Annotated in this window: 13 protein-coding genes and 2 pseudogenes; 10 read left to right on the forward strand and 5 right to left on the reverse strand. The window is 61.6% G+C overall.

The annotated features are described in order from the left end of the window. Nucleotides 1–277: 277 nt before the first annotated feature. From hemG to pepQ, 4 genes are read right to left on the reverse strand one after another with little or no spacing between them, the layout of a single operon-like run. Nucleotides 278–802, reverse strand: a complete 525-nt coding sequence (hemG, locus tag OKC41_RS17150) for a menaquinone-dependent protoporphyrinogen IX dehydrogenase (RefSeq protein WP_029313439.1) — start codon at nucleotides 800–802, stop codon at nucleotides 278–280. A gap of 7 nt (nucleotides 803–809) precedes the next feature. Further along, on the reverse strand, nucleotides 810–2267 hold the full coding sequence (locus tag OKC41_RS17155) for a TrkH family potassium uptake protein (protein WP_270672212.1): 1458 nt from the start codon (nucleotides 2265–2267) through the stop codon (nucleotides 810–812). 36 nt (nucleotides 2268–2303) lie between these two features. Then, nucleotides 2304–2921 (reverse strand): YigZ family protein, encoded by a 618-nt coding sequence (locus OKC41_RS17160; protein WP_180911293.1) that lies wholly within the window; start codon nucleotides 2919–2921, stop codon nucleotides 2304–2306. Next, nucleotides 2921–4243, reverse strand: a complete 1323-nt coding sequence (pepQ, locus tag OKC41_RS17165) for a Xaa-Pro dipeptidase (RefSeq protein WP_010672417.1) — start codon at nucleotides 4241–4243, stop codon at nucleotides 2921–2923. The genes OKC41_RS17160 and pepQ overlap by 1 nt, the downstream gene beginning before the upstream one ends. 196 nt (nucleotides 4244–4439) lie before the next feature. Here pepQ and OKC41_RS17170 point away from each other — a divergent pair, with 196 nt between their 5' ends. From OKC41_RS17170 to OKC41_RS17195, 6 genes are all read left to right on the forward strand, one after another. After that, entirely contained in the window at nucleotides 4440–6377 is a 1938-nt protein-coding gene (locus tag OKC41_RS17170; protein ID WP_270672213.1) for an acetoacetate--CoA ligase, read from the forward strand. Between the two features lie 204 nt (nucleotides 6378–6581). Next, nucleotides 6582–8729 (forward strand): fatty acid oxidation complex subunit alpha FadB, encoded by a 2148-nt coding sequence (fadB, locus tag OKC41_RS17175; protein ID WP_270672214.1) that lies wholly within the window; start codon nucleotides 6582–6584, stop codon nucleotides 8727–8729. Continuing rightward, nucleotides 8730–9914: an acetyl-CoA C-acyltransferase FadA gene (fadA, locus tag OKC41_RS17180; RefSeq protein WP_201895263.1), complete on the forward strand. Its 1185-nt coding sequence runs from the start codon at nucleotides 8730–8732 to the stop codon at nucleotides 9912–9914. It begins immediately after the preceding gene. Nucleotides 9915–10261: 347 nt separating this feature from the next. Continuing rightward, complete coding sequence (locus OKC41_RS17185; RefSeq protein ID WP_010672413.1) at nucleotides 10262–10984, forward strand: response regulator; 723 nt, start codon at nucleotides 10262–10264, stop codon at nucleotides 10982–10984. Nucleotides 10985–11097: 113 nt separating this feature from the next. Beyond that, entirely contained in the window at nucleotides 11098–12543 is a 1446-nt protein-coding gene (locus tag OKC41_RS17190; RefSeq protein WP_010672412.1) for an ATP-binding protein, read from the forward strand. A 3-nt stretch (nucleotides 12544–12546) separates the two neighbouring features. Beyond that, nucleotides 12547–13803 (forward strand): ABC transporter substrate-binding protein, encoded by a 1257-nt coding sequence (locus tag OKC41_RS17195; RefSeq protein WP_201889084.1) that lies wholly within the window; start codon nucleotides 12547–12549, stop codon nucleotides 13801–13803. 44 nt (nucleotides 13804–13847) lie between these two features. Here the strand turns inward: OKC41_RS17195 and OKC41_RS17200 are convergent, their stop codons facing one another. Continuing rightward, nucleotides 13848–14039 carry a hypothetical protein gene (locus OKC41_RS17200; protein WP_010672410.1) on the reverse strand — a complete coding sequence of 64 codons (192 nt, stop codon included), beginning with the start codon at nucleotides 14037–14039 and terminating at the stop codon, nucleotides 13848–13850. Nucleotides 14040–14320: 281 nt separating this feature from the next. Here OKC41_RS17200 and tusA point away from each other — a divergent pair, with 281 nt between their 5' ends. From tusA to OKC41_RS17225, 4 genes and pseudogenes are all read left to right on the forward strand, one after another. Then, nucleotides 14321–14566 (forward strand): sulfurtransferase TusA, encoded by a 246-nt coding sequence (gene tusA, locus OKC41_RS17210; protein ID WP_041214136.1) that lies wholly within the window; start codon nucleotides 14321–14323, stop codon nucleotides 14564–14566. Between the two features lie 18 nt (nucleotides 14567–14584). Next, entirely contained in the window at nucleotides 14585–14932 is a 348-nt protein-coding gene (locus tag OKC41_RS17215; RefSeq protein ID WP_128297086.1) for a RidA family protein, read from the forward strand. 28 nt (nucleotides 14933–14960) lie between these two features. After that, nucleotides 14961–15050: pseudogene (locus tag OKC41_RS17220) on the forward strand (endoribonuclease L-PSP); the annotation flags it as partial. A gap of 28 nt (nucleotides 15051–15078) precedes the next feature. Then, nucleotides 15079–15168, forward strand: a pseudogene (locus tag OKC41_RS17225) (endoribonuclease L-PSP); the annotation flags it as partial. Nucleotides 15169–15310 lie beyond the last annotated feature (142 nt).

A 15310-nucleotide genomic window follows, 5' to 3' on the forward strand; every position in this document is an offset into this window, starting at 1 on the left:
CTTATCGCGTTGAGGAGGCGCATCTTACGCTCCTCACTTCGAAAGTCAAGCGGTTGTTTTCGCTTTTCTTTCGGCGCTGACTTCACGAGGAAGCTGGCTCATCAGGTTGGCGTGTTCCGCCGTGCTGGTAGGGGCGCATTATAGGGAGCCGCGCCGGGATGACAAGGGCTATTTTGCGAAAAATAGTCCTTTTTACCGTTTTGTGGCTCGAACGCCTACTTATCAAACAAAAAGCCCTGCTTAAGCAGGGCTCTGGCCGCTTTGAATGACGTCGCTGTTATTTTTTTGACCAAAACTCACGGGCAAAGCCGCGCACCTTGTCCCAGTCGGTGAATTCCAGATCCTTGCTGGTATCCGTGCTGCCCCCGGTGATCTTCATGATCAACTGAATGATGCGGGTCTGCCACCAGTTATAGCGAGAGTACTGCAATGCCCCGGCAAACACCCCCAGAGTTTTGGGCTTCCAGGGAGAGAGGCGCAGAAACTTCTTCATGTAGGCGTTGGTCTGCGGCGTCTGCTTCTCGGGCTTGCGTGCCGTCAGGTTCACGCAGAAGAACGCCGCATTGGCGACTTCCAACTGTTCATGATGTGCGTGTATGAAGCTGAGCAGGCTGGGGTGGAAGTTACCATAGCGAATGGAAGCGCCAATCAACACCTTGGCATACTTGCTGAGGTTGCACATGGGCAGGGTGTGCAGGTCGTGCATCACCACTTCGCATCCTGATATTTCCTCCAGCATGACATCCACGATTTTCCGCGTTTGCCCGTCCCGGGAAGAATAAAGCACCAAAATTTTGTCCATACCAACCTCAACTACGCCAGAATGCAGGAGTAAACAGTACCAGAAGTGTGAAGATTTCCAATCGACCAAACAACATGGCCACGATCAATATCCACTGGGCAGTGGCCGAGATATTGCCGAAGTTGGCCGACACCTCCCCCAGACCCGGCCCCACGTTGGTGAATGCCGCAGCCACGGCGGAGAAGGCCGTCACTTCGTTCAGCCCCGTCATCAGCAGCAACAGCATGAAGATGAAGAACAGGATGATGTAGGTGGCAAAGTAGCCCCACACCGCTTCCACGATCCGTTCCGGTACGGCGCGGCGTCCCAGCTTCAAGGTGTAGATGGCCCGCGGATGCACCAGCCGTTTGAGTTCACGCATCCCCTGCAGGAACAGGATCATGAAACGCATCACCTTGATGCCCCCCCCGGTACTGCCGGCGCAGCAGCCGATGAAGGCTGAGAACATCAACAGCATGGGCAGAAAGGAGGGCCACTCCGCATAGCTGGTCGTGCTGTAGCCGGTGGTCGTGCCCAGTGACACCGCCTGGAACAGACCGTGGTTGAGCGCCTCCTGCCAGGTGGCGTAATGACCGTGGAACAGCAGAGAGACGAAACAGATCAGCACCAGCACGCACTGGATGCTCAGAAATACTTTGAACTCCGAGTCCCGCAGATAGCTGCTCACGCGCACCGGCTTGTGGGCAAACACCATGAAGTGAAGCGCGAAGTTGACGCTCGCCAGCAACAGGAACACCACTGTGATCAGGTTGATGGCCGGGCTGTCGAAGAAACCGATGCTGGCGTCGTGGGTCGAGAACCCCCCAACCGACAAGGTGGAGAAGGAGTGGCAGATGGCATCGAACAACGTCATTCCCGCCATCCAGTACGCGAGAGCGCAGAGGGAGGTCAGCAACAGATAGATGAACCAGAGCGCCTTGGCCGTCTCGGCGATGCGCGGGGTCACCTTGTTGTCCTTGACGGGCCCCGGGATCTCGGCGCGATAGAGTTGCATACCCCCGATACCCAGCAGTGGCAGCACGGCCACCGCCAGCACGATGATCCCCATGCCACCGAGCCATTGCAGCAGCTGGCGATAAAAGAGAAACGCCTTGGGCAGATTGTCCAGCCCGGTCAGCACCGTTGCACCCGTGGTGGTCAGGCCGGAAAACGACTCGAAAAATGCCTCCGAGACCGACATGTTCGGCACGTCGCTGATGATGAAGGGGACGGCACCCACGCTCCCCAGCACCACCCAGAACAGCACCACGATGAGGAAGCCTTCCTTGGACCTGAGTTCCTTTTTCTGGTGGCGGTTGGGGAACCAGAGCAGGAGGCCGAGCAGGAGGGCTATGACGAAGGAGTTGACGAACTCGGTACCACCGCCATCACGATACCCAAAAGCGACCACCGCGGGCAGCAGCATGGTCGAGCTGAACAGGGCAACCAGCAGACCGACGATACGAATGATGCTCAGAATCTGCATTCCGGCTCCCTCTTCAAACTAAAAGAGCGATGGATTCTAGCCATCTAAGGGACGAAGGGATACCCGACCTTGGGTCCGGTCGGTCAATTCCTGTGCGATACGGGCCCAGAGCGCAGACTCCCACACTACCTGAAGGGTGACGCTGGCACCATAATCGGCCACCAGCAACTGCCCTTGATGGGCAGAGATGAGGGACTCCACGGCCCCCATGTCGGTGTAGTCACACTGGATCACGGAAGAGGTCAGCTGACGCTTGATACAAGTTTCAAGTTGCTTGAGTGCTGCCCCCACACCACCGCCATAGGCCTTGACCAGGCCACCGGTCCCCAGCAGCACGCCACCGTAATAGCGCACCACCACGGCGGCGACTTCACCCAGACCGGCCCCCATCAACTGGGCCAGCATGGGTTTGCCCGCCGTGCCCGAGGGTTCGCCATCATCACTGAAACCATAAACCTGGCTGTCTTGCGGGGCGCCGGCGACAAAAGCCCAGCAGTGATGCCGGGCTCCCGGGTGTTGCTGTTTGATCTCGTCTATCCAGGCCTTGGCGGCCTCGACGGTCGGAGTGTGGGCGATGTAGGTAATGAAGCGGCTCTTCTTGATCTCCTCGCTCACCTCCAGTGGGGCTGCCGGTATGGGGTAATCCGTCGCCATCAGAGCCCTGCTTGTCTGGTCAGGTTCTCCACCCCGTTGGCATGCAGCACCACGTTGTCCTCGATGCGAATGCCACCATAGGGACGCAGCGCCTCCACCTTGTTCCAGTTGATCCGCTTGCCCTGCTCACCCTGGCGCAGCGGCTCCAGCAGGCTGTCGATGAAGTAGAGACCCGGCTCTATGGTGAACACCTGGCCCACTTCCATCACCCGGGTGCAGCGCAGATAGGGGAACTGCTCGGGGGCCGCCAGGTGGGTGCCGCGCTCATCCTGCATGAAGCCGCCGGCATCGTGTACCTGCAGGCCGAGGAAGTGACCGAGACCGTGGGGGAAGAAGACATTGGTCACCCCGGTGTGGATCATCTCGTCCACCGACATGTCTACCAGTTCGGTGGCTTGCAGCAGGCGCGCCAGCCTGTGGTGCATCTGCAGGTGCAACTCGCTGTAGCGGCGGCCCGGCTTGATCTCGTCGATGATCTCCTGTTGCTGTGCATCCAGCGCAGCGATCAGATCGGCGAACTCACCGCGGCGCCAGGCCCAGGTCCGGGTAATGTCGGAGGCATAACCGTGCACGTCCACACCGGCATCGATGAGGAAGGAGTAACGCTCCGCATCCGGCACCCGCTGGGTGGAGAGATGGGTGTAGTGCAGGATGGCCGCATTGCGGTTGATGGCAACAATGTTGCCGTAGGGCGCCTCATTGGCCCCCTGTCCGACCGCCTTCATGTAGGCCAGGTTGATCTCGAACTCGCTCGCCCCCGCCATGAAGGAGTCCTTGGCCGCGATGTGGCCGCGCACGCCGATGCGGTTGGCATCGCGAAGACATTCCAGCTCATAGGGCGTCTTGTAGGCACGGTGGTAGTGCAGGTAGTTGAGGACCGCCTCCGGATTGGGCTGACCCAGTCCCAGCAGCTCGGCCACTTCCAGATGGCCGCCCAGATAGGCCCACTCCTGCTTGTTGGCCGGCAGGTGATCGGCAACCTGCTCCGGGCGAGTCAGGAAGCGAATGTCGAAGAAATCGATCCAGAAGGAGTTGGGCAACTCCGCCACCTTGTGCCAGAAGTCCACCGGCCGGTAGAACAGCAGCACCGGCTTGTTCACCCCGTCCACCAGCAACCAGCAGTGAGGGTTGTCCAGCACCGGCAACCAGGCCTTGAACTGGGGATTCACCTTGAAGGGATAATCCTGGTCATCGAGGAAGATGCGATGAGTCTGGCCGGAGTGAATAGCGAGGCCGCCAAGACCCTGTTGTTGCAGGATGTCGCGGGTACGCTGCTGAAGGGTGTCGAGATGCTGGGCAAAAAGTTGGCTGTAACTGCTCATGGCGTCCTGCTCCGGGCGAATGTGACTTCAGCATAACATCAAGCGAATCAAGGCTCGAGCCACCCGGCTTTCGCTTCGTGAGGTAACGCATAGGTTACAGGCTTTTTGTTATGAAGATAAAACAGACAATTAACAAACAAAGAACAATTCAATACACTGCCCACAGACAGTAGATATCAGCCGTCAGGAACGACTCATGCAAAACCTTTGTCTGTGGACACCGGATCAGGACAGGATGCAGCACTCCAACCTCCACCAGTTCATGGCCGAGGTCAATCACTTCCATGGCCTGCAACTGCGCAGCTATGCCGACCTGTATCAATGGTCGGTGGAGAAGACCACCCGCTTCTGGCCCCTGGTGTGGCAGCACTGCGGCGTCAAGGGCGAGCTTGGCAACATTGTGGCGGAGAACCGCCAGGATATGCAGCGCGCCCGCTGGTTCCCCGACAGCCAGCTCAACTTCGCCGAGAACCTGCTGCGCCGTCAGGATGAGAGCCCGGCCATCATCTCCCGCATCGAAGGGGGCCCAAGCCGGACCCTGAGCTGGCATCAGCTGGCAGATCAGGTCGCCCGCCTGGCCCAGTGGCTTCGCAGCCAGGGCATAGGCCGGGGTGATGTGGTCGCAGCCTACCTGCCCAATATCCCGGAAACCGTGGTAGCCATGCTGGCAACCACCAGCCTCGGGGCGATCTGGACCTCCACCAGCCCCGATTTTGGCGAGGCCAGCGTGGTGGAGCGCTTCGGCCAGACCCGTCCCAGGGTGCTGTTCGCGGTGGATGGCTACCGCTACGGCGGCAAGGCCATCGACATTCAGGACAAGGTGGCCAGCGTCGTCGGTCAGCTCGACAGCCTAGAGCAGACGGTGATGATCCCCCTGCTCGGCAACCCGCTGCAGCTTGGTCACAACTGGCAGCAATTGCTGGCAAGCCAGCATGATGCCCAGCTCGCCTTCGAGACCATGGCCTTCAACGACCCGCTCTACATCCTCTACTCCTCCGGCACCACCGGCAAACCCAAGTGCATCGTGCACGGCATTGGCGGCACCCTGCTGCAACACCTGAAAGAGCACCAGTTGCACTGCGACATCAAGCCGGGGGAGCGCATCTTCTACTTCACCACCTGTGGCTGGATGATGTGGAACTGGCTGGTGAGCGCCCTCGCCTCCGGCGCCACCCTGGTGCTCTACGATGGTTCCCCCTTCTACCCGGATGGCAACGTGCTGTGGGATCTGGCACGGGACGAAGAGGTCGCCCTGTTCGGCACCTCGGCCAAGTATCTCGATGCGCTGCACAAACAGGGTTATGCCCCCATCAATACCCACGACCTGCCTGCCTTGCGCCTCATCTGCAGCACCGGATCCGTGCTGTCACCGGAGGGGTTTGACTACGTTTACCAGCAGATAAAGCAGGATGTGCAGCTCAGCTCCATCTCTGGCGGCACCGACATCTGCTCCTGCTTCGTCATCGGCAACCCCTTGAGCCCCGTCTATCGCGGCGAGAGCCAGGGGCGCGGCCTTGGTCTCGCGGTGCAGGTATTCAACGAGGCGGGCCAGCCGGTGCTGGGTGAGAAGGGCGAACTGGTCTGCACCAAGCCGTTCCCGGCCCAGCCCATCTACTTCTGGGGTGACGAGAACGGCGACAAATACCACGCCGCCTACTTCGAGCGGTTCGACAACATCTGGTGCCACGGGGACTGGATCGAGCTGACCCCGACCGGCGGCATCCTGTTCTACGGCCGCTCCGACGCGACCCTCAACCCGGGCGGCGTGCGCATCGGCACCAGCGAGATCTACCGCTATGTGGAACAACTCGACGAGGTGGAGGAGAGCATCGTCATCGGCCAGCAATGGAAACAGGACGAGCGGGTGGTGCTGTTCGTCAAGCTCAAGGCGGGCTGCAAGCTGGATGAGCCGCTACGCGAGCGGATCCGCCAGCAAATAAAGCAGCACTGCACCGCCCGTCATGTGCCTGCCCGCATCCTGCAGGTGGATGCCATCCCCCGCACCAAGTCCGGCAAGATAGTAGAGCTGGCGGTGCGGGAAGTGGTGCACAACCGCCCCGTCAACAACACCCACGCCCTCGCCGATCCCGAGGTCTTGAACCAGTATCGCAATCGGCCGGAACTGGCCAGTTGATACCACGCTCATCTCCATCGGAGGCGCCGCAAGGCGCCTCTTTTTTGCCCGTTTTGTGATGAAGAGCTTTTACTCGACAACTGTTAAACAAATGTTTTAAATAGGTGTTGAAAATGTCTCCTTTTGGATCAATAGTGAGCCTCGCCCCCTGCTGGGGATAAAGGAGCACCATTCCCCACAGAGTGGGAACAAGGAGACACTCTCATGATCTACCAAGGCGAAACCCTGACGGTCAGCTACCTCGAAGACGGCATTGCCGAGCTGAGGTTCGATGCCCCGGGTTCAGTCAACAAGCTGGATCGCGCTACCCTGCTCTCCCTGAGCGAAGCGATCGCCGCATTACAGCAACAAGCCGATTTGAAGGGTCTGATCCTCACCTCCGGCAAAGACGCTTTCATCGTCGGCGCCGACATCACCGAATTCCTGGAACTGTTCGATCTGCCGCAGGAAGATCTGCTCGGCTGGCTGAAGAAGGCCAACGACATCTTCAGCGCCATCGAAGATCTGCCGGTGCCCACCCTCAGCGCCATCAAGGGCCATGCTCTGGGCGGCGGCTGCGAGACTATTCTCTCCACCGATTTCCGGCTGGCCGACACCAGCGCCAAGATTGGCCTGCCCGAGACCAAGCTCGGCATCATGCCCGGCTTTGGCGGCACTGTCCGTCTACCGCGGGTGATCGGTGCCGACAACGCGCTGGAGTGGATCACCACCGGCAAGGATTACCGTGCCGATGACGCCCTCAAGGTGGGTGCCATCGATGCCGTGGTCGCGCCAGAGGCACTGCACAGCGCCGCCGTGCAGATGATCAAGGACGCGATCAAAGGCAAGCTGGACTGGCAGGGCCGCCGTGCCGCCAAGAAGGCACCGCTGCGCCTCTCCAAACTGGAAGCCATGATGAGCTTCACCACCGCCGCCGGCATGGTTGCCGCCGTGGCGGGCAAACACTATCCGGCCCCCATGGCCGCCGTGAAGACGGTGGAAGCCGCCGCTGGCATGGGCCGTGACGAAGCGCTGGCCGCCGAGGCCGCCACCTTCATCAAATTGGCGAAAACCGACGTGGCCAAGGCTCTGGTCGGTATCTTCCTCAACGATCAGCACATCAAGGCGCTGGCCAAGAAGGCCGCCAAGCAGGCAAACAAGGCCACCGGCCATGCCGCCGTACTGGGTGCCGGCATCATGGGGGGCGGCATCGCCTACCAGTCCGCCAGCAAGGGCATCCCGGCGGTGATGAAGGACATCAACGAGAAGGCGCTGGCACTTGGCATGAATGAGGCCACCAAGCTGCTCAACGGCCAGCTCGAGCGCGGTCGCATCGACGGCATCAAGATGGGCCAGGTGCTCTCCGCTATCACGCCGACCCTCAGCTATGACAACGTCAAGCATGTGGACGTGGTGGTCGAAGCCGTGGTCGAGAACCCGAAAGTGAAGGCGGCCGTGCTGAGTGAAGTGGAAGGGATCATCGGCGAAGACGCTGTGCTCGCCAGCAACACCTCCACCATCCCCATCTCCCTGCTGGCCAAGGGACTGAAGCGCCCCGAGAATTTCTGCGGCATGCACTTCTTCAACCCGGTGCACCGCATGCCACTGGTGGAGATCATCCGCGGCGAGCAGACCTCCGATGAAACCATCAACCGCGTGGTGGCCTACGCCGCCGCCATGGGCAAGTCCCCGGTCGTGGTCAACGACTGCCCCGGCTTCTTCGTGAACCGCGTGCTGTTCCCCTACTTCTTCGGCTTCAACAAGCTGGTCGCCGATGGCGCCGACTTCGCCGCCGTCGACAAGGTGATGGAGAAGGAGTTTGGCTGGCCCATGGGCCCCGCCTACCTGCTGGACGTGGTCGGCATCGACACCGGCCACCATGCCGGTGACGTGATGGCGCAGGGCTTCCCGGCACGCATGAGCAAGGAAGGTCGTACCGCCATCGACGTGATGTACGAGGCGAGCCGCTTCGGTCAGAAGAACGGCAAGGGCTTCTACGCCTACGAGGCCGACAAGAAGGGCAAGCCGAAGAAGGTGGCCGACGCCGCTGCTTACGAGCTGCTGGCCCCGATTGCCAAGCCGAAGCAGGACTTTGACAAGGACGCCATCATCGCCCGCATGATGATCCCGATGATCAACGAGGTGGTGCTCTGTCTGGAAGAGGGCATAGTCGCCACGCCAGCCGAAGCCGACATCGCGCTGGTCTACGGTCTGGGCTTCCCTCCCTTCCGCGGCGGCGTGTTCCGCTATCTGGACACTATCGGTCTGGATCGCTACGTGGCCATGGCCGACCAGTATGCCGACCTGGGCCCGCTCTACCGCGTCAGCGACAAGCTGCGCGAGATGGCTGCCCAGGGCAAAACCTTCTACTGATTGCGGAAAGGAGATCCATTCATGAAAGACGTAGTCATTGTCGACTGTATCCGGACCCCCATGGGCCGGTCCAAGGGCGGCGCCTTCCGCAACGTGCGTGCAGAAGACTTGTCCGCGCACCTGATGAAATCCATCCTGCTGCGCAACCCCAACCTCGACCCGAACGAGATCGAGGACATCTACTGGGGCTGCGTGCAGCAGACCCTGGAGCAGGGCTTCAACATCGCCCGCAACGCCGCCCTGCTGGCCGGCATCCCGAAACAGGTGGGGGCGGTCACCGTCAACCGTCTGTGCGGCTCCAGTATGCAGGCGCTGCATGATGCCTCTCGCGCCATTCAGGTAGGTGATGGGGATATCTTCATCATCGGTGGCGTCGAGCACATGGGTCATGTGCCGATGAGCCACGGGGTAGACTTCCACCCCGGCATGGCCAAGTCGGTGGCGAAAGCCTCCGGCATGATGGGGTTGACCGCCGAGATGCTCGGCAAGCTGCACGGCATCAGCCGTCAACAGCAGGACGAGTTTGCCGCCCGCTCCCACCGCCGTGCCCACGCCGCCACCGTGGAAGGGCGTTTTGCCAAGGAGATCGTCGGGCTGGAAGGGCACGACGCCAGCGGCGCCCGCTTCTTCTACGACTATGACGAGGTGATCCGCCCCGAGACCACGGTCGATACGCTGAGCCAGCTGCGCCCGGTGTTCGACCCGGTCAACGGTACCGTCACCGCCGGCACCTCTTCGGCCCTGTCCGATGGCGCCGCCGCCATGCTGGTGATGAGTGCGGATCGCGCCAAGGCCCTCGGCCTCACGCCCCGCGCCAAGGTTCGTGCCATGGCCATCGCCGGCTGCGACGCCGCCATCATGGGTTACGGCCCGGTTCCGGCGACCCAGAAGGCGCTCAAACGGGCCGGGCTGACCGTCGGCGACATCGACCTCTTCGAGCTGAACGAGGCGTTTGCCGCCCAGTCCCTCCCCTGCGTGAAGGATCTGGGTCTGCAAGACCTGGTGGATGAGAGGGTGAACCTCAACGGTGGCGCCATCGCCCTGGGTCACCCGCTCGGCTGCTCCGGTGCCCGCATCTCCACCACCCTGATCAACCTGATGGAAGAGAAGGACGCCACCCTGGGGGTCGCCACCATGTGCATCGGCCTGGGTCAGGGCATCGCCACCGTGTTCGAACGGGTGTAAGTGAATCACTCCTGACAGCTCACCGGTCAGGGACGCCGCCTCGAGGCGGCAACAACAGACAGAAGGCGGCCCTGCTTCCCGGCACAGCGGCCCCATCACGAATACCGGGTCGGCCTGCCGACCCTGCTGTCGAGTCTGTGGAACGCGCCACACGGGGTGCGCTCCTGCCGTCGGAATCTGCGTGTTGGCCGGCCCGTTTGGGTCGGCCTTTTTTATTCTTTTCCCGCGATCGGGGCCAATCCTGAGGCTATATTGCCCATAACTTCACATTAGAGGGGGGGCTTGCTTGCTTTTTGCTCCCCCGACAGGTTCAATCTGCACAAAAAAATGGGTGGATGCACATACATATGTCAACGAGCAAACAACTGCTTATCGTCGACGACGATCGGGAGATCCGCGAGCTGCTCAACGAGTACCTGACCCGGGCTGGTTTCGAGGTACTGACCGCGGCCGAAGGGAACGAGATGCGCCAACAACTGGCCCAGCACAGCCCGGACCTCATCATTCTGGACATCATGATGCCCGGCGACGACGGCTTTACCCTCTGCCAGCAGATCCGCCGCGACTCCCAGGTACCCATCATCATGCTGACCGCCGCCTCCGACGAGGCTGACCGGGTGATTGGGCTGGAACTTGGCGCCGACGACTACATCGCCAAGCCGTTCAGCCCGCGCGAACTGCAGGCCCGCATCAAGGCGCTGCTGCGCCGCGCCGAATTCCGCCAGCCGGAGAAAGAAAAGGAACCGAGCCGTCGGCTGCGCTTCGCCGAGTGGACCCTGGACACCCTGAGCCACCAGCTGACCCACGAAGATGGCAGCCTGCTGGATCTCTCCGGCAGCGATGCCCTGCTGCTCGGCATGTTCCTGCAACAGCCCGGCGTGGTCCTGGACCGGGATACCATCTCGGACGCCACCCGCGGTCGCGAGAGCCTGCCCATGGAGCGCGGCATCGATGTGCAGATCAGCCGCCTGCGCCAGAAGCTGGGTGACAACGGCAAGAGCCCGCGCATCATCAAGACCATTCGCGGCAGCGGCTACATGCTGATCGCCGAAGTCCACGAGATCCCGTAACAGACAGACGCTACGGCGAGACCTTGAACGGGCAGAAGAGAGACCCATGACGGGGCAACGGCAAGGCACAGAGGTAAGCACCCCATGCTGATCGACAAGAGACACACGCTGCCATGACGGGGCAGAAGTTCTGGCGGGCCCTGGTGCCCCGCTCCCTGCTGTCGCGGATGCTGCTGCTGTTGCTGCTCGCCATCCTGCTCTCCCAGACCATCCTCACTGGCATCTGGATGCAGCAGATCCAGAAGCGGGAGCTGGAGGGCATGCTCAGCACCACCCGCAACCTGGCGCTGTCGGCGGCTTCCACCGTCAACTTCTTCAAGTCCCTGCCCCTGCAATACCGCCACATTGCCCTGGACCAGCTACGCAACATGGGGGGCAGCCGCTTCTTCGTCTCCCTGAACGAGGAAGAGATCCACATCAGCGCCATCCCCGACAGCGAGCGCAAGACGCTGGTGCTCAAAGAGGTGCAGGAGGTGCTCAGCCGCAAACTCTCCGACGCCATGGCGATCAAGGTGGACTTCTCCCGCCCCGAGGAGCTGCACGTCTTCAACAACGACACCCTGCTGGCGGATCTCCCCTCCTCCTGGGCCCGCTACACCCTGTCTCTGGAGCCCATCAATCCGCCGGTGCTGGTGACCCAGATCGAGATAGAACCGGGGGAGTGGCTCTATCTGGCGGCCCTGCTGCCCGCCCCCTACATGACGCTGGATGACACCGTGATGCCGAGCAATCAGGTGCGTTTCATCGCCCTGATGACGGTCTTCCTCTGCTTCTTCACCTTCATGCTGGTGCGCTGGCAGACCCGCCCCCTGCGTCGCCTCGCCAAGGCGGCGGTCAACCTCGGCAAGGACATCGACCAGCCGTCCCTCAAAGAGGAGGGTGCCTCCGAAATCGTGGCGGCGACCCGCGCCTTCAACATCATGCAGCAGCGCATTCGCCGCTTCATCGACGATAGGGAGCGCCTCTTCAGCTCCATCTCCCACGACCTCAAGACCCCCATCACCCGGCTGCGACTGCGGGTCGAACTGCTGGACGACGAGGTGCAGATCGCCAAGTTCAACAAGGACCTGGACGAGCTGGAGCTGATGGTCAAAGGGGCGCTGCAGACGGTCAAAGAGACGGACATTCACGAGAACCTCGAGCAGATCGACGTCAACGCCCTGCTGGAGCAGATGGCGGAGGCCATGAACCTGCACGAGGATCTGCTCACCATCGAGGGGCACTGCAAGTGGCCCTATCGCGGCAAGCTGCTGGCCCTCAAGCGCTGCATCGGCAACCTGGTGGACAACGGCATCAAGTACGGCCAGAAGGTGCGCATCATCATCATGGATGACGAGGAGATGTTGATCCTCTTCATCATGGACGAGGGGCCCGGTCTGCCGGACGATCAGTTCGAGCGCATCTTCGAGCCCTACTACCGCCTCAGCACCGATGCCGCCGGCACCGGGCTGGGCCTTGGCATCGCCCGCAACATAGCCCACGCCCACGGCGGCGACCTGGTGCTGGAAAATCGCCCCCAGGGCGGCCTGCAGGCCACCCTCTCCCTACCAAGGCAGTAATGTATGAAGTGGTTGTCTTTTTCTGTCATCGCCCTGCTCTCCCTGCCCGTTTGTGCCTCCCAGGTGGAGGTATTGCACTGGTGGACCTCCGGCGGCGAGGCCAGGGCCGTGGAAGTGCTCAAGTCCGAGTGGGCCGAACAGGGCAACCAGTGGAACGACTTTGCGGTACAGGGCGGGGGCGGCAAGAGCGCCATGACGGTGCTCAAGAGCCGGGCCCTGGCGGCCAACCCGCCGGAGGCGGCCCACCTCAAGGGGTTCGAGCTGCACGAGTGGGGCAGCCTGGGCTTTCTGCGCGATCTCACCCCCATGGCCGAGCACCTCGGCTGGTACCCTCAGCTGCCCCCCATGGTGCGCGATACCCTCAGCCAGAACGGCGCCCTGATGGCGGTCCCCACCGGCATCCACCGGGTCAACTGGCTGTGGCTCAACCGCAAGGTATTCGAGCAACAGGGGCTCAAGCCCCCCACCGACTGGGCCCAGTTCGTGGCGGTTGCGGACAAGCTCAAGGAGCAGGGCATCACCCCCCTCGCCATCGGTAACGAACCCTGGCAGATCGCGGTGCTGTTCGAAACGGTGGCCCTCGGCGAAGGGGGCAAGACCTTCTATCGCAAGGCCTTCCTCGAACAGGACAGCGCCACCCTGACCGGCCCCGACATGGTGCGGGTGCTGACCCGCTTCCAGCAGTTGCGCGCCTATGTACCCGAGAAATACGCCGGCCTGAAGTGGCACCAGGCCACCAACCTGCTGGAGAGCGGCGGCGCCGCCATGCAGGTGATGGGGGACTGGGTGAAAGGGGAGCTGAGCGCCGGCAACTACCGCCCCGGCGAGGATATCGAGTGCCTGCCAAGCCCGGGCAGCCAGGGACTGTTCAGCTACAACCTCGACTCCATCGCCATGTTCAAGCAGCGGGATCCCGCCCAGTTGCAGGCCCAGGGCGAGCTAGCCAGGCTGTTGATGACGCCGCGCTTTCAGGAGGAATTCAACCGGGTGAAGGGCTCCATCCCGGCGCTCATCAAGCCGGACATGAGCAAGTTCGATCGCTGCGCCATCCGCTCCTATCAGGATTTCCTCCACGCCGAGCAACAGGACAACCTGCTGCCCAGCATGGCGGAGGGGATGGCGGTGCCCACCAACATGCGCCAGGGGATCATGGATGTGCTGAGCAGCTTCTTCAACGACGCCAGGGCCAACCCCGAGCAGACGGCGCAGCAGCTGGAACGCGCCATGCGCTCGACCCGTTCCGGCGCGGAGCAGAAATGACAAAGGCGGACATCGTCCGCCTTTGAGTGCCGAGAGCCAGGCTCTCAGGAGGGATCGTTCTCGTCCTCATCCTCGTCGTAGTAGTCGCTGAGCTCGATCCAGAGCCCCAGCCCTATCATCACCATGGAGCCGAACCAGGTACCGGTATTACCGATCGGGCTGCCCAGCACTATCATGGCGAACGACAAGAACCCCATGCCTGCGTAGGCTTGCAATCTGCCGTAGGAGACCTGCATATTCACACCTCCTTGTTGAATATGGTTCAATTTTTATATTACTCATCGAGCGAAGCCTGGGTAGAGCCGGTTCACATTTTGGTAGCATATGCTGCATAACCGCCCCGTGGTTTGATTATTTTTTCGCCGTGAGTATCATTGCTGGCCGAATTGTTTGAAGGTTGATTATTGATGAGTGCTTTATTCTGCGACGCAACGCACGAGTTGGACGCAATCGGGCTTCGTTGCCCCGAACCCGTGACGATAGCGCGCAAGAAGGTGCGGCTGAAGGTTGATTATTCATGAGTACTGAATTCTGCAATGCGACCCACGAGCTGGACGCAATCGGGCTTCGTTGCCCCGAACCCGTGATGATGGTTCGCAAGAAAGTGCGGCTGATGGCGGATGGGGAGACCCTGCTGGTCAGCGCCGACGACCCCTCCACCACCCGCGACATTCCCAGCTTCTGCCGCTTCATGGACCATACCCTGGTCGCCAGCGAGACTGAGCAGGCCCCTTACCGCTACCTGATCCGCAAGGGTCAATAACCCCGTACCGGAGCAAACATGACATCCATTACCCGTATCGGGACCACCCAGCGCTGGTCTGATGTGGTCATCCACAACGGCACCCTCTACGTGGTGGAAGTGCCCGCCACCGAGACCGCCGACATCCACCAGCAGACCCGTGAAGTGCTGGAAAGCCTGCAGCGTCTGCTGGAAGCCAACGGTTCCGGCGTCGACAGGATCCTGATGGCCAACATCTATCTCAAGGACATTGAAGACATCGCCGCCTTCAACGCGCAGTGGGATGCCTGGATCCCGGCAGGCACCGCCCCCGTCCGTGCCTGCGTGCAGGCCCGTCTCGCCCACGAAGGCTACAGGGTGGAAGTACAGCTCACTGCCGCTGTCTAAACAAAGCGGGATGCCTGGCTCCCCTGATGCAGACACCGCCCCCGTGCGCGCCTGCGTGCAGGCCCGTCTGGCCCATGAAGGCTACAAGGTCGAAGTGCAGCTGACTGCGGCTGTCTAAACAAAGCGGGATGCCTGGCTCCCCTGATGCCGATACAGTCCCCGTGCGCGCCTGCGTGCAGGCCCGTCTGGCCCACGAGAGCTACAAGGTAGAAGTGCAGCTGACCGCCGCTGTCTAAGAGGCGGTTATCCCCTCATCCCCGACCCTTCTCCCGCAAGGGGAGAAGGGAGCAAAGAACAAGGCGCCACTGCCCACAACGCCGGATAGCAAAAGGCCCCGCCATCACTGGCGGGGCCTTTTTCATGACTGCAACGCAGGCC

The sequence above is a fragment of the Aeromonas sp. QDB17 genome (assembly GCF_027705305.1).
GTDB classification, from domain to species: domain Bacteria; phylum Pseudomonadota; class Gammaproteobacteria; order Enterobacterales; family Aeromonadaceae; genus Aeromonas; species Aeromonas caviae.